At 53.1% G+C, this 21,992-nt stretch carries 20 protein-coding genes; 13 read left to right on the top strand and 7 right to left on the bottom strand.

The genetic code is table 11. The features are described from left to right. Positions 1-123 precede the first annotated feature (123 nt). The 12 genes from C7534_RS02635 to C7534_RS02575 all read left to right on the top strand — a co-directional run bounded on the left by C7534_RS02635 (position 124) and on the right by C7534_RS02575 (position 14,168). The gene (locus tag C7534_RS02635; protein WP_109784886.1) at positions 124-3,030 is read left to right on the top strand and encodes a type VI secretion system Vgr family protein; all 2,907 of its coding nucleotides are present in this window, start codon (positions 124-126) and stop codon (positions 3,028-3,030) included. Next, entirely contained in the window at positions 3,027-7,733 is a 4,707-nt protein-coding gene (locus C7534_RS02630) for an RHS repeat-associated core domain-containing protein (protein ID WP_109784885.1), read from the top strand. Before C7534_RS02635 ends, C7534_RS02630 begins: the two co-directional genes overlap by 4 nt. A gap of 16 nt (positions 7,734-7,749) precedes the next feature. After that, a complete protein-coding gene (locus tag C7534_RS02625; RefSeq protein WP_109784884.1) occupies positions 7,750-8,364 on the top strand; it encodes an Imm43 family immunity protein in 615 nt (204 codons plus the stop codon). 13 nt (positions 8,365-8,377) lie between these two features. Further along, a complete protein-coding gene (locus C7534_RS02620; protein WP_109784883.1) occupies positions 8,378-8,773 on the top strand; it encodes a hypothetical protein in 396 nt (131 codons plus the stop codon). Positions 8,774-8,778: 5 nt separating this feature from the next. Beyond that, the gene (locus C7534_RS02615) at positions 8,779-9,243 is read left to right on the top strand and encodes a DUF4265 domain-containing protein (protein ID WP_109784882.1); all 465 of its coding nucleotides are present in this window, start codon (positions 8,779-8,781) and stop codon (positions 9,241-9,243) included. Between the two features lie 113 nt (positions 9,244-9,356). Further along, complete coding sequence (locus C7534_RS02610; protein WP_109784881.1) at positions 9,357-9,635, top strand: immunity protein Imm33 domain-containing protein; 279 nt, start codon at positions 9,357-9,359, stop codon at positions 9,633-9,635. A gap of 21 nt (positions 9,636-9,656) precedes the next feature. Next, positions 9,657-9,920 carry a PAAR domain-containing protein gene (locus tag C7534_RS02605; protein ID WP_011333757.1) on the top strand — a complete coding sequence of 88 codons (264 nt, stop codon included), beginning with the start codon at positions 9,657-9,659 and terminating at the stop codon, positions 9,918-9,920. A gap of 139 nt (positions 9,921-10,059) precedes the next feature. Continuing rightward, a complete protein-coding gene (locus tag C7534_RS32255; RefSeq protein ID WP_146206147.1) occupies positions 10,060-11,055 on the top strand; it encodes an ankyrin repeat domain-containing protein in 996 nt (331 codons plus the stop codon). Between the two features lie 53 nt (positions 11,056-11,108). Continuing rightward, the gene (locus C7534_RS02595; RefSeq protein WP_109784879.1) at positions 11,109-11,504 is read left to right on the top strand and encodes a hypothetical protein; all 396 of its coding nucleotides are present in this window, start codon (positions 11,109-11,111) and stop codon (positions 11,502-11,504) included. A gap of 1,000 nt (positions 11,505-12,504) precedes the next feature. Then, positions 12,505-13,122, top strand: a complete 618-nt coding sequence (locus tag C7534_RS02585; RefSeq protein ID WP_109784878.1) for an Imm43 family immunity protein — start codon at positions 12,505-12,507, stop codon at positions 13,120-13,122. A gap of 31 nt (positions 13,123-13,153) precedes the next feature. Further along, positions 13,154-13,417: a PAAR domain-containing protein gene (locus C7534_RS02580; RefSeq protein ID WP_109784877.1), complete on the top strand. Its 264-nt coding sequence runs from the start codon at positions 13,154-13,156 to the stop codon at positions 13,415-13,417. Positions 13,418-13,589: 172 nt separating this feature from the next. Continuing rightward, the gene (locus tag C7534_RS02575) at positions 13,590-14,168 is read left to right on the top strand and encodes a transglutaminase domain-containing protein (RefSeq protein WP_109784876.1); all 579 of its coding nucleotides are present in this window, start codon (positions 13,590-13,592) and stop codon (positions 14,166-14,168) included. A gap of 145 nt (positions 14,169-14,313) precedes the next feature. On the opposite strand, the gene C7534_RS02570 is transcribed toward C7534_RS02575, so the two are convergent. The 4 genes from C7534_RS02570 to C7534_RS02555 all read right to left on the bottom strand — a co-directional run bounded on the left by C7534_RS02570 (position 14,314) and on the right by C7534_RS02555 (position 17,759). Then, entirely contained in the window at positions 14,314-15,048 is a 735-nt protein-coding gene (locus C7534_RS02570; protein ID WP_109784875.1) for an NADPH-dependent F420 reductase, read from the bottom strand. Between the two features lie 219 nt (positions 15,049-15,267). After that, positions 15,268-16,014 (bottom strand): NADPH-dependent F420 reductase, encoded by a 747-nt coding sequence (locus C7534_RS02565; protein WP_109784874.1) that lies wholly within the window; start codon positions 16,012-16,014, stop codon positions 15,268-15,270. 187 nt (positions 16,015-16,201) lie between these two features. Further along, positions 16,202-16,567 (bottom strand): MarR family winged helix-turn-helix transcriptional regulator, encoded by a 366-nt coding sequence (locus C7534_RS02560; protein WP_256594746.1) that lies wholly within the window; start codon positions 16,565-16,567, stop codon positions 16,202-16,204. 433 nt (positions 16,568-17,000) lie between these two features. Then, the gene (locus C7534_RS02555; RefSeq protein ID WP_109784872.1) at positions 17,001-17,759 is read right to left on the bottom strand and encodes an SDR family oxidoreductase; all 759 of its coding nucleotides are present in this window, start codon (positions 17,757-17,759) and stop codon (positions 17,001-17,003) included. A 99-nt stretch (positions 17,760-17,858) separates the two neighbouring features. Between C7534_RS02555 and C7534_RS02550 the strand changes: the two genes are divergently transcribed. Next, a complete protein-coding gene (locus tag C7534_RS02550) occupies positions 17,859-18,449 on the top strand; it encodes a TetR/AcrR family transcriptional regulator (protein WP_177412210.1) in 591 nt (196 codons plus the stop codon). A gap of 154 nt (positions 18,450-18,603) precedes the next feature. Here C7534_RS02550 and C7534_RS02545 read toward each other — a convergent pair whose 3' ends face one another. The 3 genes from C7534_RS02545 to dctA all read right to left on the bottom strand — a co-directional run bounded on the left by C7534_RS02545 (position 18,604) and on the right by dctA (position 21,916). Continuing rightward, positions 18,604-19,590 (bottom strand): 2-hydroxyacid dehydrogenase, encoded by a 987-nt coding sequence (locus C7534_RS02545; RefSeq protein WP_109784871.1) that lies wholly within the window; start codon positions 19,588-19,590, stop codon positions 18,604-18,606. 26 nt (positions 19,591-19,616) lie between these two features. Continuing rightward, positions 19,617-20,489, bottom strand: a complete 873-nt coding sequence (locus tag C7534_RS02540; RefSeq protein WP_109784870.1) for an isocitrate lyase/PEP mutase family protein — start codon at positions 20,487-20,489, stop codon at positions 19,617-19,619. Between the two features lie 119 nt (positions 20,490-20,608). Next, on the bottom strand, positions 20,609-21,916 hold the full coding sequence (gene dctA, locus C7534_RS02535; RefSeq protein WP_109784869.1) for a C4-dicarboxylate transporter DctA: 1,308 nt from the start codon (positions 21,914-21,916) through the stop codon (positions 20,609-20,611). Between the last annotated feature and the right edge of the window lie 76 nt (positions 21,917-21,992).

Raw genomic sequence — 21,992 nt, 5'->3', positions numbered from 1 at the left:
GCTGATGGTTTTACTGCCTCGGCCGGTTTCGCCGGTCGAGGCACACTCACTACTTAAAGAATTTTTCGCCAATAGCCCTTCAACGGGCTGTTGCGCGTCGCAGCATTGCGCGAGGAACAAGGGATGTTCTCACCGGCCAACCAGCCTCATTTCAATCTGACCGTCGATGGCATCGACAGCGACTTTCAAGTGCTGTCGTTCACCGGTCGTGAGGCCCTCAACACCCCCTTCGAGTTCGAGCTGGAACTGGTCAGCGAAAAGGCTGCGATCAACCTCGAAAGCGTGCTGCACAAACTGGCGTTTCTTCAGCTGTCGCCGACCGGTACCGGCATTCACGGGCTGGTCTACAGCATCGCTCAGGGCGAGGCCGGCAAGCGTCTGACGCGCTACAAGATCTCCCTGCGCCCGCAACTGGCGTACCTCGTGCACCGGGTCAATCAGCGGATCTTCCAGCAGATGACCGTGCAGCAGATCATCAGCAAGGTGTTGGAAGAACACGGCATCCTCGCCAGCGATTATCACTTCCAGCTCAGCGCGATTTACCCCGAGCGCATCTACTGTGTGCAGTACGACGAGTCGGATCTCGACTTCATCCAGCGCCTGTGCGAGGAGGAGGGGATTCACTACCACTTTCAGCACACCGCCAGCGGCCACAAACTCATCTTCGGTGATGACCAGACGGTGTTCCCCAAACTGGCGCCCGTGGCCTATCAGCAAGACTCCGGGCTGGTCGCGGACAAACCGGTGGTCAAGCGTTTCGGCCTGCGTCTGGCCACCCGCACCAGCCGTACCACACGGCGCGATTACGACTTCGTCAAACCGAAGATCGAGCTGGAAAGCGATGCCAAAAGCAGCGCCCAACCAGATCTTGAGGACTACGACTACCCGGGCCGTTTCGTGGATCGCGACCGTGGCAAGCACCTGGCCAATCGGGCACTGGAACGTCATCGTAGCGATTATCGACTCGCCGAAGGCAACAGCGATCAGCCTATCCTGGTCAGCGGGCATTTCCTCGCCCTGACCGAACACGCCAATCCGACGTGGAATGACCTGTGGCTGCTCACCGAAATCTTCCACGAAGGCAAGCAGCCGCAGGTGCTGGAAGAGTCGGTGACCAGCGACACCACTGACCTGAAGGACGATTTCCACCAGGGCTATCGCAACCGCTTCAGCGCGATCCCGTGGGACGTCCCCTACCGTCCGCCGCTCGATCACCCGAAACCGAAAGTCCTCGGCACGCAAAGCGCCGTGGTCTGCGGCCCGGAAGGCGAGGAGATCTATTGCGATCAGTACGGCCGCGTAAAGGTGCAGTTCTTCTGGGATCGCGAGGGTAAGCACGACGACATGACCAGTTGCTGGATGCGCGTGGCATCCAACTGGGCGGCCGAGACCTTCGGCTCGATCAACATTCCACGGGTCGGCATGGAAGTGCTGATCACCTTTTTGGAAGGTGATCCCGATCAGCCGCTGATCACCGGTTGCCTTTACCACGGCGCGAATTTGCCGCCGTATAAGCTGCCGGACTTCAAGACCCTGGCCACGGTCAAGAGCAAGGAATACAAGGGCAGCCGCGCCAACGAACTGAGGATCGATGACACCACCAGCGAGATCAGCATCGCGTTGCGCAGTGATCACGGCGCGAGTGCGATCAACCTCGGCTACCTGACCCATCCGCGCCCGAGCGGCGGTCAGCCGCGCGGTGAAGGTTTTGAGTTAAGAACCGATCGCCATGGCGCGGTGCGTGCGGCGGCCGGTCTGCTGATCACCACCGAACCACGCCCGAACGAATCCAAGCACCACAAGGATCTGCCGGAAACCGCTGAACGCCTGGCCACGGCCAGCGATCAGCAGGACGGATTCGCCGTTCAAGCCAAAGAGCTTCAAGCACAAGAGGCCGGTGATCAGGACGACGTCGCCAAAGCGCTGCACGCCCAGCATCAAGGCGTGCTGGGCTCGGGCCCGGCGAACATGACAGCCAACGAATTCCCTGAATTCACCGAGCCGCATCTGGTGCTCGCCAGCCCGGCCGGCATCGCTCTGACCACGCCACGCTCCAGCCACATCGCCACTGGCGAACACTTGGCATTGAGCAGCACCGGCCACACCAGTCTCTCCATCGGCAAACGCCTGCTGGCCAGCGCCAGTCGCGGCATGCGCCTGTTCGTGCAGAGCATGGGCTGGCGTCTGGTCGCGGCCTCCGGCGACATCGATGTGCGCGCACTGAAGGACAGCATCAACCTGCTGGCCAAACTCAACATCACTGCCAATGCCGACCGCATCACCATCACCGCGAAAACCGAACTTGTGATCCAGGGCGGCGGCAGCGCCACGACCTACAACGCCGGCGGCATCACCCACGCCACCAGCGGCCCGTACACTGCGCACGCGGCGAACTTCGCCTACACCGGGGCGAAAAGTCTGGCCGGCGTGTTCCCGGAACCGCCGAAACCGGGCAAGGGCAATCTGGAATTATTTAACCAGTACGCCGGGCGTCAGGGCATCAAGGAGGGCGATTACGAAGTCATCGACGCTTTGGGCAAAAGCATAAAGGGCAAGCTCGACGCCAAGGGTTTTGCCAGCGTCTCTGGCGCCGCACCGGGGCCAGCGCGCGTGTTGTTCGGCAAGGATCCGGCGGACACCTGGAGCGATGGCAGTTATATCGGCAAGCCGGAATGGCCTTTGAATCCGCCGGGGGCCGAAGACGTGCCGAGTCAGGTGCAGGCGATGGTCGCGCAGGTATTGCCAACGAAGAACTGGGACATGCTGGAGAAGGGCAAGGACATGGCACAAACAGGGATGAGTGCGGTGCAGACCGCGCAGGGCGCAATGCAAACGGCGCAGCAGGTCAAAGGCGCAGTGCAGGGCGGAGTGGCCGGGTTGCCGAAACTGGCGAGTGCCGCCATGCCGAGTGCGTCGGGGATCCTCGGGGCGGCGAGCAAGGCAGGCAAGTTGCCGGGTTTGCCGGCGCCAACGTTGCCTAAACCTTCGCTTAAAACCACTGGGCTGATTGCAAGTGAGATGCTGTCATGACTACCGCAAGCGCAACTCAAAACCGCGAGTCACAGGTCGCGATCGTACCGTTGAATCAGATTCAAGTAGCGGATGTCGGACGCGATGCTGCCAAATTCGATGCATGGCTGCAGGAAGTCAGTGGTGGTTATGTAACGCTTGAGCGGATCAAGTATTTCGCCGGAGCCCTGCCGGTAGTCGGCAATATCATGGCGCTGATCGATGTCTTGAATGACATCGCCGTTTTATCTCGGAGTGAAAAGCGTGATCCACTGGATTGGGTCAGCCTTGGCATCGACCTAATCGGTGTAATTCCTGTACCCGCGAATATGGCTGCCGCTCGGATGAGCCTTCGACCGACGCTTTATCTGGTAAGGCAGGAAATGAAGGTCGCTGGCAAGGCCCTCTTGGGCGATGCGTTGATCAACGTGATTGCCGGTCACTTGAACGCGACCATTGTTGGTGAGATTGATCACTTCGTTAAGACGGCTCAATCCTCCTTGCCGGATCTGCTGGATAAAGCTGGACAAAAAGGCGAAGAGTTCCTGACGCAGATCGCCAAGGGACTGAACGCTGTTGTCGATTCTGATCTTGATTCGGGTGTTGACCTCAATCGAGCAGAGAAGCGAATGAGCGGTGTGGGAGGACAACTTCTACACGATCCCGGCAAGGCCATCAGCAATATTTTCGATGCAGCCTGGGACGTCTATAAGGCGGCGGGGAAAGGCGTAGTCAACAGCGCTACAAAGCATCTGTTGCCTAACGAAGCCAAGAAACTGGTTCACGATCAGACAACCAAACTGGTCGCCATGGGGCCGGAATTACGGGCTCAGCTGAAAAAACTAAGCAACCCGAATATGCCGTTTTCTATCGGTGCGCTTCTGATCGTGTTGGCCAAGGCTGTCGAAGCATGGAATCTGCGTAACAGGCGAGGTGTTGCTGGTCACGTGAAGGTCGGCGGTACGAGCCAAGCCAAGCACCGGGCCGGAGAGGGTAGAACTGAAGTCAGGAAGACCGAAGTACCGCCGAAGAAAAAGCCTAATGCCGAAAAAAATGGTACCTGTCCAGGTACTTGCGACAGCATCAGCTTTGCAGTTGGTTCTGAAAGTATTGCTCACACGGACTTCAATTTGGCCGGCCCGTTCCCGATCGAATGGACGCGTATCTACAGCTCCGATTTGGGTTCTTATGACCAAGGCGACTTGGGGGCACGATGGATCACTTCATTCACAACACGATTCGACCTTGTCGACGGTGCCTTGCAGTTCCATGATGCGGACGGCCGCAGCCACGACTTTCCGTTGCCCAAAGTCGATCTGTTTCATTATGACGCCATTGAAAATCTCACTGTTATCCGGGTAAGTGACGACAAACTGTTGCTCTGCCGTGGTTTTGAACGCAAGGAAACCTACGTACGTAGTGGTCAGCGGTTTTTGCTGGTCGGCGTAGAGTTGCGAAGCGGTGCCGGCATCATGCTGCATTACGAATACCGCCATGGTGATCGGACGGTTCTGTCCGATCTGATTACTTACGAGGGGGATCTAAGCAAAGTACATCTGCATCTTGGGACAATGATTGATGAGCAAGGACGTTTGACCGGACTGTGGGAGATTCGTGACGGAGAACCTCTGCGTCAGCTGTGTTCTTACGCTTACGATTCGATGAGCGATCTAGTACAGGCACAAGATGAGAATGGTGCGGTTTGGAGTTATCAGTATCAACATCACCTGATCACCCGTTACACCGACCGCACTGGCCGGGGTATGAATTTGCAATGGCAGGGCTACGGTGTCGACGCCAAGGCTGTTCGCGAATGGGCTGACGACGGCAGCTTCGATACGCGCTTGGAATGGGATGAAAACATTCGTCTGGTATACGTCACTGACGCGCTCGGTCACGAAACTTGGCACTATTTTGACAGCCTTGGTTATACCTACCGCATCCGGCATGCAGATGATCGCTCAGATTGGTTTTTCCGCGATGACGCCAAAAACGTGATCCGTCACGTCCGTGCCGATGGTCGCTCGGATCGTTACAGCTATGACGAACGAAGCAACCTTCTTGAGCATATCCGTACCGATGACACGGTAGTGCACTTTGCCTACGACGATCACGATCAACTGATCAAGATCAGCGATGCCGAGGGGGGCCAGTGGACAAGAGCCTATGACGACTCAGGCAATCTTGTTGAGAGCGTCGATCCACTGGGTAACAAGACTGAATACGCTTACAACCTGGCCGGGATGCCAACCGCAGTCAAAGATGCCAACGGCAATGAAAAGAAACTTTCCTATAACACTTCCGGGCAACTGGTGGAGTACGTCGACTGTTCAGGCAAGACCAGTGCCTGGGAGTACAACGATCGCGGGCAAATGGTTTGCTTCACAGATGCCGCCGGTCAGAGCACCGAGTACGAGTACAAAGCCGGGCAACTGATACTGATCAAGCATCCGGACAAGACCGAAGAGCGTTTTGAGCGCGATGCGGAAGGCCGTTTGCTGGCTCATGTCGATGGTCTAGATCGTTGCACGACATGGAAGTACAACGTGGCAGGATTGATTGCCGAACGGGTTGATGCGCTGGAGCATGCCGTTCGTTATCGCTGGGACAAACTCGGTCGTCTGGTTACGTTGGAAAACGAGAATGAGCGACGCGCCCACTTTAACTATGATCCGGTAGGCCGCTTACTGGAAGAAACAGCCTTTGATGGGCACTCAACCCGGTACTTGTATGAACCCGAAACCGGTCGACTTGCGAAAATCTACAACGGAGAGCATTGCGTTGAGGTTCGCTTTGACTCAATGAATCGTTTGGTTGAACGTCGAGCCATTTTGGGTGAACAGCAGCAGAGCGAGACTTTCAATTACGACGGCAATAGCAAGCTGATCATGGCTTGCAATGCCGACAGCCGCTTGCAGTGGTTTCATGATCCAGCGGGCAACATACTGCGCGAACACCAACATTATCTGGGCCTGGAAAGCCCGATGGTCGCCGTATGGCAGCACGAGTACGATGCGCTCAATCAACGGGTTGCAACCGTTCGCCCCGATGGACACCGTGTCAGCTGGCTGACTTACGGTAGCGGACACTTACTGGGCTTGCGTCTGGACGATCATGAGTTGGCCGGTTTCGAGCGCGATGACTTACATCGTGAAGTCGCCCGTCACCAGGGTAACCGCCTGCTGCAAACGCAGAAATGGGATCCCGCCGGACGACTGCAAGAGCAGGTGCTGGTACATAGCGATGACAAATCCGTGCTGCTCAAGCGCGACTTCAAATACGATGCTGCCGGTCAATTGACGGATATCAATGATAGTCGTCGAGGCCCATTGTCCTATCGCTATGATCCTGTAGGTCGTTTAATCAGTGCCGTTACGCGGCTTGGAGTCGAAACCTTTGCTTTCGATCCAGCCGGCAACCTTCTGGACGAAAAAGCCTTTGATATCCGCAGGCCCCTGGATCAGGAGCCCGTGCGCAGCAAACTTCTCGATAACTTGTTGCGTGAGTACGCAGGCACGCACTATGAGTACGACGAGCGCGGAAATCAGGTCAAGCGTTGGAGTAATGGCAGTGTGTGCGAGATGCGATGGGATCTGTTTGATCGCCTGGTGCATTTCGAGGATGACCGTCTGGCAGTTGATTATGCCTACGACCCACTCGGTCGTCGCTTACACAAAAACTCCCGAGCGCACTATAAGCATCGTCCAGAGGCCGGATCTCTGTGGAATCGTAATGAACATGCACGCAAACAACGTGAGTATGGTTGCGGCTTCACGATGTTCGGTTGGGACGGTGACAATCTGGCGTGGGAGAGCAGTCCCGCTCAGCTGGATGGTGATACCGGACGCACTGTTCATTATGTTTTTGAGCCCGGCACATTCAATCCAGTGGTACAGGCGCTAAGTCACCAGCCTATTCGTTTGGTGCCTCAACCCACTTACGGTGATGTTTACACTCCGGACGAGGATCCACTGTGGAATCACGCGCCTGTTCCTCAACCGTTTGATGCAGTTGCTTGGTACCAATGCGATCACCTCGGCACACCACAGGAACTGACCGACCAGCAGGGTGAAATGGCATGGAGCGCACAGTACAAGGTGTGGGGACAAGCAATTGAACAACGCTCATCCTCGGCCCAGCGACAAGGGTTGAATAACCCGATCCGCTTCCAAGGCCAGTATCACGATCATGAGACTGGGCTGCATTACAACCGCCATCGGTACTACGACCCTGGCGTCGGTCGCTTCGTGTCTCGCGATCCAATCGGATACGCTGGCGGTATCAACTTCTATCAGTATGCGATCAGCCCGACCCAGTGGGTCGATCCGAGTGGACTGTGCAGTAGCACGCTCAATCGGGCATTGGGTGGCAAAGCCCATGACAAAATGCAGGCACATCACCTCATCCCCGAGGAAGTATGGGGACGGCAAGCAAGCTTCTTCTCGGACATCGGGATGGGCGGAGAGCGGGATAAAAAGGAAAACGGCCTGTTGATGCCTGACAGTGCGGATCAGGCTAAGAAAACCAAGCGCGTTTTTTACCATTGCGGCTCGCATGGTAAGGTCTATAGCCCGATGGTTAACAACATGGTAACGACCGTCAGGAGCAAATATGAGGCTGGTGTCATCGACGAAGCACAGGCGCGAACTCAGATATCCGCGATACAGACAAGATTAAGAGCAAGCCTTTCGGTGCCTGGCACAAAACAACGCCGACTTAGATAAGCAAGGAGAAGGGTTTATGGAATATTACGTGCTTTCTCAAAAGGAAGAACCTGGTTGCCCGGCTGGCTTCTTACAGGCAGATCTCTACGATAAATTTTACTCAGATACCAAAGGTGTCGAGCATGGTTTTTTTCCTTGGTATGCGGAGAAAATCCATTACAAAACACACACGCCCTATCCAGAAGGTATGGTGCTTATTTCTAAAGATAAGTTCTATGATTTCGATATACGCAGTGTGGCGCGTTTCTACATAGTCAGTGATGATTTCATGTCTGTTTGTAGCGAGCTAGACGTAGGTGTTACTGACGCTGTGCCTATTCAAGTGGTTTCCAAAGGTGGGGAAACTATTTCATCAAAAAGCTACAATGCCGTACTTTTTGAAGAGTTGGATGCGCGCTCGGAGACTGATCCTGCTTCTACTTTCATAGAAGAGGATGGGTTGATTTTCAGGTTCAAAAAATTGGTATTACCTCCCGACTTAAAGCGTGATCTGTTCAAATTCAAGGGGTTGATTTCAGGAAGTAATACACTTATTTGCTCGCGCATATTCAAAGAGCTTGCAAAAGATATTAAAGGAGTAAATTTTACGCCTTTGGAAAGCGTGCTTTGGTCGGCCATCAAGCCAATTTGAGTGTGAAGGATGGATGCGTTTGCAATCATCAGTGAATTCCGGGCAGCTGGCTTACGGACTGCGGGCCTACATGAAGGTCAAGCAGCTCGTCATTACGATTAACCAGCGTGATTCTCAGGCACTGCAACGCGATTTTGGGATTTCTACCGCAGTGGCTGACGAAATTTACGAAGCCATTGACGATTACTTTGATAGAGGTACAAAGGTTTCAATTTGTCCGGAGATGGAGGCTTTTGAGTCGCGTGGAAAGCAACGGCCGTTTGTTGATATTTACGAAACAGACGATGGTGTGCTTGGGTTGGAATGTATCCTTTTTGCTGACGGAGAACCCAGCGAAGCGATACTCCATTTGGAGGTATCGGAAACAGATCCGCAGCTTTCTCTTTATTATAAGTACATCGGTTCTTAAGCTTTATGCTGATTGATGTATTTGCAGGCACCAGCGACGAAGATCCAGTATTCGAGGAACTTCCGGCTCGTCAGTTGGGTATTGCAACCCATGAGCTGCTGTCCTCACCAGGTCTGGCGCTCAATATGGCCCGAGGAGACGTCATCTTCATCGAGGACAGAAGCACTCATGCGGTAGTTCTTGAGCGAGGCGGCAATTTCTGCATCCACATCTACGCTGACCATATCCCTGTTGAGGATATCGCCGGGCTTGAAAGCGATGTCGGATGCGACCTGGGTGGCACGCTGGATGGGGTGTTTCAGAGAAATCTATCGTTGGCCGTACCTGCGGGCAACGGGATGGACAAGATCAATGAGTTTTTTGATCGGTTTCGCGATAGAACCGGGACTCAATGGTATTACGCGAACATCTATCAAAATCTGGATGACGATGATGACGAGACGCTTTTGAACTGGTGGCCTGAAGACTGACGATCCCAAGTCCGCAATCGAATGGCATCGGATCGACAAGAAGGAGTGGCTGTGAGCGAACATGAACGGGCATATCCCAACGCCGCGCAGAGCGCGATCTGCGAAAGTACGGGATGGCAGTATTTCCACCCGAAGAGATGGTTGCTATCGCCATCGAGTCGCTGGGAAAAACACCTGTCTACGGCACCAGAGTGGAGCTACCGGAAGGGGGGGATGTCAGTTGGTTCAGTCACTGCGGCACGCATTCGACAGCGATAGATTTTTACCAGCCTATTTGTATTGAGCATTTACCCGAAATGCTACCGCTGGTTATGAAGTATCTATGTTTGCCCACGGGCGCAAAATTCATCATCGATATCCAAGGGTACGAAGACGTTTGGATGGCTGAGTAACTTGGTCAAAGGAGTGACAACATGAAAGACGCAATCCGCTTGGGCGACTCCACTACACACGGTGGCAAGGTGCTCGAAGCTTTCTCCCGAACCGACCTCAACGGCAAGCCGATTGCCGGGGTCGGTCACAAGGTTAGCTGCCCGTTGTGCAAGGGGATTTTCCCGATTGCAGAGGGTAGTAGCACCTACACCGTCGATGGCACGCCCATCGCGCTCGACGGCATGAAAACCGCCTGTGGTGCCGCGCTGATTGCCAGCGGCCCAAAAGGTGCGGTTGTCAGCTGAGTCCACATTTTGTGAATGGATTGCCTATCTCCATGGCACGGACTCCCGTCGTCCGTTCTAAGGCAATTGAAGCGTGAATGAAGTCGTTCTTTTAGCATTATCTGAATGTACCTGCTAACTACCCAATCATGAGTTTTATATGCTGAATTCAAATTCTGTTTTTAAACGCCTGTGGATTGCATGTGTTACAGGTGTTTGCTTCTGTAGCACGAACGTAGCGCAAGCGAAGCCAGTTGACGCCTATAAGCAATTGGATACCGCTGTGCTTCAATACGCGTATTCAAAAGAACAGAAAGACCTGGATAGCGTAAACAAACTTCTTGCGGAAGGCGCGAAACCTGACGCTCTTATTCTATGGCATGCAGCTTATTACAGGAGTCCAGTGCTGGTAGACCGGCTTCTCGAGTTTTCTATCGATGTCAATCAACCAATCAGCGATAACGGTGAAACAATACTGTTATCCATATTGGGGCATATGGGTGATCCAGAAGACATGAAGGACTCAATACCCATTGTGCGGAGCCTAATCAAAGCAGGTGCCGACACCAATGTAATTGCTCAAGGCGGAACCAATACCCCACTTATTGCAGCCGTGGGCATAGAAAATCCGTCGTCGGTCGAAGTAACAAAGTTGCTGCTGCAGGCTGGTGCCGACGCCCGGATGCTGACGCCTCAGGGCTTTTCTCCATTGATCGGCAAAGGTGCGAACAATCTGGAATTGATCAAGCTGTTGATCGCTGCTGGTACTGATCCCTATGGCGTCAGCAAGGTGGGTTCTACACCGCTGCATTATGTTTGCGAGCGTGCCTATGCACTGAACGATCAGCCGGATCCACAAGCTGCGCAGCGGATTGCGCTGCTGCACAAGGCTGGCACTTCCGTTGATGCTTTTGCACCTCAACAGCAGGCATGGCCTGTTGGCACTCCATTGCTGGAAAGTGCAATTCGTAGCAACACGGATTGCACGAAGGCTTTGCTGGCTGCCGGCGCCGATAAAGATGCACCGGCTTTTCCTCCGGAATATGTGGCACAAGACCCGAGTGTTAAAGGTCAGACCGTCCGTCAAAACATACTCAAATCAGTAAAAGATGTACCGGATTTGTATTCCGAATCCATTATCACGTTGTTCCAGTAAAAACAATCAAGCCAAACAGAGCTCAATGCTCCCTGAAATTTAAAGGAATAAATATGAAGATCGCTTCTTTGATTCTCGTCATGGCAGCAGCTTTCGGTACCTGCTCTCTCGCCCACGCCGAAGGACAGGATGCCGCCACCCTGAAAGGGGTGTACGACAACGGTCGTAACATGTCAGGCCTGATCAAAAGCTGTGTCGATAAGGGGATCCTGAAAGCAGACAGCGGCGAGAACGCCAACAAGATGGTTGCATTCGTTGGCAACATGCCTGGTGATTTCGATAAGCGTGACGGCGACAGGAACGAAGAGTTTGGCCGTAAGGGGGAAGTGTTGGTGAACGGGGAATACAAGAGCCTGGAAAGCAATTTGCCACCGAACCTCACTCTCAAACAATGGTGTGAGCAGGCTGATCAAGGTATGCGCCAAGGACTGAAGCGTATGGGGCTCTAACCTAGACAGTTCAGCTTTGAATGACGCTCGCTGATCCCGAGCGTTTTTCGCTAGTCCAAAAACGTAGAGATTTTTGTCGCATGCCGCTTTACAAAATTGCGGCAGGGGAGATGGCATCGTTTCTACGGGCGGCGCCCGGCTGATTATGTGACGGTAGGATAGCTTCTGAAGTAAACGTCTGGGGTGCCCGAGGTATTACTGGCATAACGCTGAGGAATGTGGCGTTACTCCAGCTGGTTATAATCATAATATGAGCTTTTTGAGGGGTTATGGAAGCAACGTTAGCTGACATCGATAGAGATGGCTGGGAGTTGGACGACGCCGAAGCCATCCACAATTAATTCCCTACAAGCTTCTGGCTCCCACCGAGAGATGCTAGACATAGCCTCCAAGCACAACAGCTTGTTAAGCTGATTTTTAGAATCGTTGCCACCGATGAGCGCGGAGCAGAAGAAGTCTGCGTCGAGCGCATGTGGGTTATCGTCAAGGGTCGAGTCGGAAATCTGTATATAGGGCAGCTCGATAACGCCCCTTATTGCACTGATAGGATTCAGGCTGGTATGGAGGTCTGCTTTCTGCCAAATCACGTTATCTATATTTATAACAGCGGCAACCATAGGGAAGGTTCGTAGGGAGTGCGCGCACCTAGGTAGGCATACCCACTAGCACTCATTCGCCAGCGGTATCGGTAGGCGCATGAGCACGCCCTTCTAGTATGTGTCCAGAATCAAGCCCAAGCCCAAGCCCAAGCCCAAGCCCAAGCGCGATGCGACAGCCCGCTGCACCTGAGCCACGAAACCAAACATCCTCACAGAAGCTCCCAGTCTATAAGCCAATGGTTGAAAATGTGGTCGAAAAGTTCGTGATGATTATGATCTGGCGATATCGATAATGCACAGGCTCGCTCCCAGATTTCAGCAATCCCATCCAGACTAAGAGCGAGTTTGTCTGTGTCTGGAACAAAACAACGTAAAGTTCGATGAATAGGGAGTTGTGCGTCATGAATTATTATGTGCTTTCTCAAAAGGAAGAATCTGGCTGTCCTATAGGGATTATCTATGCGGATCTCTTCGATAAGTTTTACCCCGATACGAAGGGCGTTGAGTTTGGTTTTTTTCCCTGGTATGCAGAAAAGGGGAAGCCCGGGCCGCGTACGCCTTTTCCGGAGGGCATGGTACTTATTTCTAAAGATAAGAACTATGATTTCGATATTCGTAGCGTTTCGCGTTTTTTTTACATAGTAAGTGATGAGTTTTTGGCTGCATGTCATCGTCTGAATGTGAGTATTTTTGATAGCGTTAAAATCGATGTGCTTTCTGAGACGGGGGAATCGATATCTTCGAAAAGCTACAATGCTGTACTATTTGAGGAGTTGGATGTTCGGTCTAATTCTGATCCGGCGTCCACGTTTGTAGAGGAAAATGGCAGGCCTGTTAGGTTCAAGAAACTGATCCTTTCGGATGACTGGAAGCTAGATCTTTTCAAATATAGGAGACTCATTTCAGGCAGCGATAGCTTGATCTGCTCTCAGGCTTTCAAGGATCTGGCAGAAAACTTCAAAGGCATAGCATTTACTCCATTGGAGACTGTTCTCTGGTCGGGGATAAGACGAATCTGAAAAGGCCAGTTTCTACATCAGGAGGATTAAGTTGAAAGACGCGATCAGACTAGGTGACTCCACCACACATGGTGGCAAGGTGCTCGAAGCCTTCTCCCGAACCGACCTCAACGGCAAGCCAATTGCCGGGGTCGGTCACAAGGTCAGTTGCCCGTTATGCAAGGGGATTTTCCCGATTGCCGAGGGCAGTAGCACCTATACCGTCGATGGCACGCCCATCGCGCTGGACGGTATGAAAACCGCGTGTGGAGCGGCGCTGATTGCCAGTGGCCCTAAAGGCGCTGTGATCAGCTGAATCTCTAAGCTCCGTATGGGTTTCAGTGCTCCGAGCGCGGGTTCCTTTCGTACTCTGCAGGGCGCGCGCTCCGTAACCCATTTTCAATCTCACAAGCCTGTTGACTGGTACCTGCTATTACAGAAGCAATGGTTGGTCAGAACGAATCCAAATGACCAGCACGGTCGAATAAATGCCCAAGGGATCCTTTGTGCCTTCAACTTTAGTAAACATTATTATTCGCGACCGTGGCGCGGAGGCCTATTCCGAGTACGCAGAGTTCCAAATTACCGATCCCGATGTAATCGTTAGCGCCGCTCGGCAAACTCTCGATTCGATCCCTCCATCATTTGGTTCTTGCGTCATGATCAGTGCTGGTTTCACTGCCATTCTCAAATCTCAAGGGATACCCGCAGTTGTCGTTCTCGGAGACCTACTGATTAACGGCCAGTATGCTTTCGAATGCAGGGGGAACATTCCAGGGGCGACCTACGAGGGAGAGTTTATGGACGCCAAGTGGGACGGTCACGCTTGGGTAATGCTCGCAGGTGTGCTCTGCGATCTATCGATCTTCCGAAGCGCCTACGCCACAAAAACGCCAAGCAACCTCAAAACATTCATCAGCCAGGAGTTCGGTGAGGGCAAGGGAGCACTGATGTGTCCCCACGACCGTTTGCCGGTCGGCATGGAGTTTGTGCCCAAATTTGCTCTCAATGACGCTCAGATTCTGGGGATTCTGGATGGTTTGTCCAGGCAAGCACTTGAGAGCTAAGTGACGAAGCTCGAGGTGGAATTCACGGCTGAGCTGGGAGCTGAGTACGGCTAGAACCTAAAAGCGACGCTGACTTCACTGCGAGGCTAGCTACGCGATCAATAAGGGTGGGACACTAGATTCAGATCCCACCTAATCCGAAAAGTCAGGCCGTCATTGCCCGGTTGGTGGCAACAATTTGCTCGTGAGTAAACTGACTACCGGGAGTCATAAACTTGGCAATGAGTGCTTCGCGGTTTTGAGGCGCCCGTGACTTGTCTGCCGCTTTCAATGCCAATTTGAGTTCCGGCAAGGTCAGCTCAGTGCAGTAAGCAGGTGTACCTGGTTGCTGGCGCCATGAGTCTTCAAGGGGGCCTGAGGCGAGCGCGATAAAGCCCGTATCCTCAACAAGATCCTGCGCGATTGTTTCAGCTCTGGTATCTCCCCCAGCTACGGGTATGGCTATGCGCGATGAAGAACCGGCTGGTTGACCTTTATCGGCAAGGGTCGCAGCCAGTAGGGCGTTCCATGCCTTAACAACTGGGTGACCAATCTGTTCGCTTACCCAAACGCTCTCAGGCTTGCCGTCGTCAACTTCTTTGATTGCCCCGTCGCGTCCCGGATAATAATTGGACGTGTCAATGACGACGGTTGTCTCCGGCACATTGCTCAAGGTCTGTTTGAGATCAGGGTAGCTTGCGAAGGGGATCGAGAGGATAACGACGTCTACCTCAGACACCGCCTCTTCCTTAGTAACCGCATTTACGCCGATTTCATTGGCAAGATCCTGAATGCTCTGCGGGCCCTTCGAGTTTGCCAGTTTAACTTCGTGACCGCCCGCCGCGAGCTTACGGGCAAGGGTAGCCCCAATGTTACCTGCGCCGATAATTCCGATTTTCATTTAAATAACTCCTCGCATGTAAGCAAGATCAAAGTAATTACGTGAATGACTGCTGCTGGTTCGCCTTAGCGTTCAGTTGCCAAACAGTTGTTGTGAAAACGCTGGCCATGTGTGAGAGATTGAAAACCCATCAAGTCGCTTTAGACTTTTAATAGTCCGCGCTTCATATGTCTCTGTGTTCTGATAAAAGTTCGTCGAAGTGCTGTTATGACGACTACTTCATCCATATATCAACTTCGAAAGCTGAACAATGTAGTCGCGGCTTGGATTTGTTCCGATTGTGCCAAACCTTTCTTCATACACCGCGAAGAAAAGATCTTGACGCTTTCGAGCGCGCGCCAGATCCGCGTCTGTCAGTGCCTGCGGCAGGGACTCAAGCGTTACCTCAGTGCAATAGCAAGGAGTGCCGCACTGTTGTCTCCAAGATTCTGCTAACGAGCCAGCATGGTAGGCATCGAATCCGGAATCCTCGACCAGTGACATCGTCACGACACGGTCGTGATCACGATCCGCAGCGATAGGGACGGCAATGCGATCCGGGTCGCCAGCAGGCCTGCCCGCTTCATTTAGTGACGCTGAGTAAATTGTGTTCCAAGCCTTTGCGAGTGGGCGGCCAATTTGTTCCGATGCCCAGACACTGTCAGGCTGACCATTCTCGATGGCTTCCAATCGCTCGTCGCGCGCCGGTATATAGTTGGATGTGTCGATGATTACGCTTTCTTCAGGAAGCTCGGCAAGAAGCGTTTTAAGATCCGGAATTCGGATAAAAGGGATCGATAGAATCACGACGTCGGCGCCAACCAAAGCTTCTTCTTTCGTGACCGCCAGCGCGCCTGTGGAAAGCACGTCAGCATTAACAGTATTTGGCCCACGGGAATTAGCGACCCTTACTGTATGGCCGGCAGCGCTGAGCAGTTTTGCCAGTGTTCCCCCGATAAATCCGCTACCAATAATTCCGATGTTCATAGAGATTCCTCATCTTTGAAGCTTAGGTGTGCATGACATGTGGATCTGCGCGGGGAGCTTCTCGGCAAGGCATCCCCTTCGCTAACTCTTCTACAAGCGCATCGTGGCTCTGTGCGCTTGTGTCTAATCTGCAACTGCCAACCCGCTGCTTAAGCTCTGCCGTTGCTAGCCGCTTCTAGGGCAGGTACTAAGTGGTAGTCGGTCGCGCCAGACCCTCAAGTGTGCACCGAAGCTCCTCAAGATCTTCTGACGTGAGCTGGCAAGCAGTTCTGATCTTGTCGGTGATGCTGCGAAGCTCATCCTCCATGGCACGGCTAGGTTCTGTGAGATCAATAAGCACTCGACGTTCATCGGAGGAATCGCGTGTGCGTGTAATCACTCCAGCAGCTTCAAGCCTCTTTAGTAGCGGCGTAAGCGTGCCGGTCTCCATGTCCAGGCGATCACATAAATCGCTCACAGAAAGAGGCGACCCGTTCAAAAGCTCCAACGTGACCAGGTACTGCGAGAAGGTGAGGCCAAGCGGTTCGAGAAACGGTTTGTGTAATCGAACCATCCGGTTCGCAGCTGCGTTGAGCGCGAAGGAGAGTTCTGTGGCTACGCTGCGTGGTGCCGAATGCATATATATCGTCTACTATTGTGTAGTGTGCTACATAAATTATGCGTAGACCCACCGTGTGTCAACAGCTTCCGAGGTTGGCGGCTTTTTTTCAGATGAAGTACCACTGCGCGGCTACTTGATAATTCGTTCTAAGAGAAGACGAATCTGCGCGCGCGAGGACGTCGAGTAGCTTGGATCTGGTGCCATGCGCGCGGATGGTTGGGTGGGTATAAGGCGGTGATCAGCTTGACGCGATTGAGTGACCAACTCTTTCTTAATTTCTCAGTACGTGCGTCTGAGCATGCCAAGCGAGACGCGGTTGCACCGCCAGGGGCGCAGATATGATCTGCCCCCCTGGATGGAATCAGGTGTACCCACGAGGTAAACGTTACTCTGCCGGTGGCTTGTATCCCGCGAGCATTTTCAAGACATCACCATGTGATCCGCTCGCTTCTGCAAATCGTAATGGCTTCGCGCGTTCGACGACGAGTTCAGGCGGGGTCGGAGAAATCTTGAGCAGTTCGAAGACTTCATCCAAAAACTCCTCCAAGGGCATAGCGTTTTCGTCGTTTTCCTGTCCAAGCAATGTGGTACGTACCCCTGGTGGCGCAAGCTCGATCACTTCGACGGACGAATCCTCAAGTTGCACTCGAAGACTTTGAGTGAATGAGTGAACTGCCGCTTTGGTTGCGCTGTAGGTCGGTGTAGCTGGCAACGGTACAAAGGCCAACGCCGAGCTGACATTCACTATCGTTGCACTGGGTTGCTTGATCAGGTGGGGAGTAAATGCGTACACCATGCGAATCGTGCCAAGTAAGTTCGTCGTCACGATATCTTCGGCTGTGCTCACGCTTTCCGGATCAGTCAGATCCTCCCAGAGCATGATCCCCGCGTTGTTTATGAGAACGTTCAGATTCGGATGGCTAATCGCAAGCGCTTCGCTACTGCGCTGGATGGATTGTGGGTCGGAGACGTCCAGCACTACTGATTCAATACCTGGATGTTCCGACGCGATCTTGTCGAGCAGAGCTTTGCGACGTCCCGCTATGATGACCTTGTTGCCGGCAGTATGAAGCCTAAGTGCCAGACCAAGGCCGATGCCTGAGGTGCCGCCAGTAATCAGAATCGTGTTGCCAGTGCTGTTCATAGTAAACTCCAGAAACGATGAATAAGCGGACAGTTGTCCACTTTCAAACCGTACCGGACAACTGTCCGTTTAGCAATGCAGTGAAGGGAAATTTTGTTCATGACTCACGATTTGGTGATGCGTTCTGACGCCAAGAAAAACCGGGAACGGATTCTGGAGGTCGCAGTGGTAGAGCTGACTAGCGATCCTGCCGTTGCGCTGAGTACGATTGCGAAGAAGGCAGGGGTAGGGCAGGGCACGTTCTATCGTCACTTCCCTACCAGGGAGAAGTTGGTATTCGAGGTTTATCAGTTCGAAATGCAGCAGGTGGCCACGTTGGCAGAGGAGCTGCTGGCGACCAAACCACCTAAGGAAGCCCTCCGAGAGTGGATGGACTGCCTCGCTGAATATGCAATGACAAAGGCAGGACTCGCTGCTGCGATCCAACAAGCTGCTTCCGTTTACGAGTTCCCAGGGAAGTCGGGATACGCTCCTGTCCAAGGAGCTGCCGAATTGCTTTTGAGGGCAAATGAGAAGGCAGGAACGATTCGTAGCGGGATTACAAACGACGACTTTTTTCTAGCCATCGCTGGAATATGGCAAATGGATGCCCAGAGCGAATGGCGCTTACGTCTCGCCAGATTGATGAATTTGGTGATGGATGGTCTGTGCGCTGGCAGCCCCGAAAACCTGAAAAAGAATAACGCCTAGCATCAAAATCAGGACACGCGTCGGCGAAAACAGGAAACGGAGCGCAATCGGCAAATCGTCGATCTTTTTTAGAGCGCTTAAGCTTGAGTAGGTGCCACAAGGTATAAGCCGCGATCCATCCTGCGCGGAGTCCATACTGCCAGCGTCCTTGTCGTCACTGCGTCCATCTGTGCCCTAGCCCGTGAGTATTCACGAGGTCTCTCGGTTGTCGTCCTTCGAGACCCGTAAGCAAATTTTCCAGTGCACACAGTGCCATCGCATTGCGTGTATCGCTTGTTGCAGAGCCGATATGAGGCACAGTGACAACGTTCTTCAATTTGAAAAGACCTGAACTCACAAGCGGTTCTTTCACGTAAACATCTAAACCCGCTGCTCGTATCGTTTTCTCCTCAAGCGCTTGGAAGAGTGCGTCCTGATCAACCACAGGGCCGCGAGAAACGTTAATCAAAATACTCTCCGGGCCCATCAACGCTAGCTCCTTACGTCCGATGAGGTTTCTCGTGCCGTCCGTCAACGGCACGACCGGACAGACAAAATGAGACTCGCTTAAAAGCTTCTCTTGCGGGACGAACCGCGCACCGAGTTCTCTCTCAAGCTGCGGTTTACGATTGTTGCCGCTATAGAGGATGTTCATGCCAAAACCGAAACGCCCTCTGCGTGCGATGGCCTCTCCAATTTTGCCTAAACCGATAATGCCCAAGGTCTTTCCATGCACATCGCATCCGAAGTGGGATGCTTCGATGGTCTTTGTCCAATTGCCGGCTTTCGTCCAAGCATCAAGCTCAGGGATGCGTCTCGCTGTGGCCAGGATCAGGGCGAAAGCCAGATCAGCGGTGGTTTCGTTCAAGACATCTGGCGTATTGGTCAACATGACCCCTCGGCCATTGAGATAGCTGAGGTCATAGTTGTCGTAGCCAACCGAAATGCTGGAAATGATCTCAAGGTTTTTAGCCGATGCGAGCTCTGCTTCACCTAGGCGCCGATTGCCGCCGATCAATCCATGAGCGCTGGGAATGGCATCTTCGAACTGAGCATCCATGTCACCAAGCTCTGGACGCATGACGATGATGTTGTACGTATCTTTGTAAGGCTCAAGCAGCGTGGGTGAGACGCGGCTGAAGGCCAGGATTGTCTTTTTCATGACGTTTTATTTCACCTGTTTCAAACTCAATTCGAATCGTGTTCTGACTTCAAATAGGTCTTTGCGCACTCTCGGTAATTGTCCGAGAGCGTGTATTTAGAAAGCAGCTCAGGGAGGGATGACTCGCTCCCCTCTGTGCTGCTCTGTTCGCGCAGCGCCTCGTAAGTCGCTTTGATTGCGGACAGATAGGGTGCATGCCCATTGACCACAATCCGCACGTTGGCTGCACTCAGTTTCCCAACATCGCTCAGAGCAGGATTTCCATAATTGATCAGCATGATCGGCACGCTGAGGTGTGCTGTGAGTGCTTCCAAGTGTTGGAAGTCTTTCACTCCGACGAGGCAAATCGCGTCGGCCCCGGCTTTTTCATAAGCCGTAGTGCGTGCAATGGAATCTTCCAAGGTGGTAACGGCCACATTCGTTCGGGCGATGATGCTGAGCGCATCATCTGAACGGGCAAACCGCGCAGCGTAAATCTTGCTCGCGGCTTCTTCCCTCTCGATAAGCACATGCGACTGATCGTCGTACTTGGCCGGGAGGTGGGTGTCTTCTAGGGTTAGGGCAGCGACACCGGCTTTCTGCAGCTCGGTCACTGTTCGCATTACATTCAGCGCGTTTCCGAATCCATGGTCAGCGTCACCAATGATTGGGATTTGGCTGGCTCGTCCGACTCTGGAAACCTGCTCGACATACTCATCCAGGGTGAGCAGTGCAATGTCCGGTGCCCCGAGCACCTGAAGCGAGGCGACGGAACCACCTTGAATAGCGACCTCAAAGCCAAGGTCGGAAGCCATACGAACCGAGATCGGATCGAATACGGAAGCAGCCAATTTGCAGACGGTACCCTGGAGTAAATCACCAAACGCCTTGCGCAGTTCATGATGTGATCGCTCAATCATTTTTGGCTCCATCAAATTCTTACAAGTGAATCATTGGTCTCATTCGATTTGGGCGAGACGTGGAAGGCACTACCGGTCATAACCGTTTCTAAGGCCATATGACCGGCTCCATTTGCAGATTATTTTTGCGCCAGCAATGCCTTCCTGGCCGCTTTTTCGTGTTTCATGGCGGCGATTTCACGCTCGCAGGCCTCGACATCGAACGAGTTATCCCACTTGGCAATGGCGATGGTGCCAATGCCGTTACCGATCAGGTTGGTCACGGCCCGTGCTTCGTTCAGGAATCGGTCAATGCCCAGTAGCAAGACGAGGCCCACCAGAGGAATGGAGTGGATGGTTGTTAGCGTTGCCGCAAGGGTTATGAACCCGGCACCTGCGACGCCAGCGGAACCTTTTGAGGTCAGCAGGAAGACGCCCAACAGAATCATCTGATCCATAAACGTCAGTGGCGTATTGGTTGCCTGTGCGATAAAAATCGCCGCCATGGTGAGGTAAATGCAGGTGCCATCTGCATTGAAAGCATATCCAGTGGGTAGCACCATGCCTACCACTGACTTCTTGCAGCCCAGCTTTTCAAGTTTCACCATCATTCGCGGAAGCACGGCTTCGGTTGAGCAGGTGCCAAGCGTGATGAGAATTTCATCTTTGAAATAACGAAGAAATTGCATCAGCGGCATGCCCGACCATCTGGCAACCGTACCCAGCACTACCACGATGAAAATCAAGGTGGTGATGTAGAGCGCGACCAGCAACTGGCCGAGCGACAGCAAGGTACCAATGCCGTACTTGCCTATAGTGAAAGCCATCCCGGCGCCGGCACCAACGGGAGCAAGGCGCATCACCATTGCCACGATCTTGAAAAGCCCTTGCAGAAACAAGTCGATGGTATTGATCAGCGGTTTGCTGGTTTCGCCCATCTGAACGAGGGCTACGCCCATCAATACCGAAATCAGAATGACCTGAAGCATGACGCCATTGGAGAATGCGCCAATGAAAGTGCTTGGGATGATATTGAGAAAGAAATCGATGGTTCCGCCCTGTTCCGTGGCGGCTTGGCTGTACTTGGCGATAGCGCTGGCATCGAGCGTGGTAGCGTTGATATTCATCCCAGCGCCTGGCTTTGCGATGTTGGCCACAATAAGGCCGATAACTAGCGCAATGGTGGAAAGGATTTCAAAGTAGAGCAGCGCCTTGACGCCGATCCGTCCGACCTCCTTGATGCTGCCCATCTTGGCGATACCAACCACGACGGTACCGAAAATAATAGGCGCCAACAGCATTTTGATTAGTTTGATAAAGCCATCGGCAAAAGGTTGAAGCTTGGCTCCGAATTGCGGTTCAAAGTGACCAATCGCAGCGCCGATGACGATGCCGATCAGCACCTGCACATATAGCTGGCTGTACCAGCGGGACTTGGAAATTTCCACGGAAGCACCTCATTTTATTTTTGTGATGGGCATGTGGTTTGGCGTCAGCGGGTGACGCCTGAGTCTGCGGTCTCTT

It is taken from the genome of Pseudomonas sp. OV226, from assembly GCF_003148705.1.
Lineage (GTDB): Bacteria > Pseudomonadota > Gammaproteobacteria > Pseudomonadales > Pseudomonadaceae > Aquipseudomonas.
The sequence above is the reverse complement of the archived record's forward strand: the minus strand, read 5'-3'. Positions and strand labels throughout refer to the sequence as shown.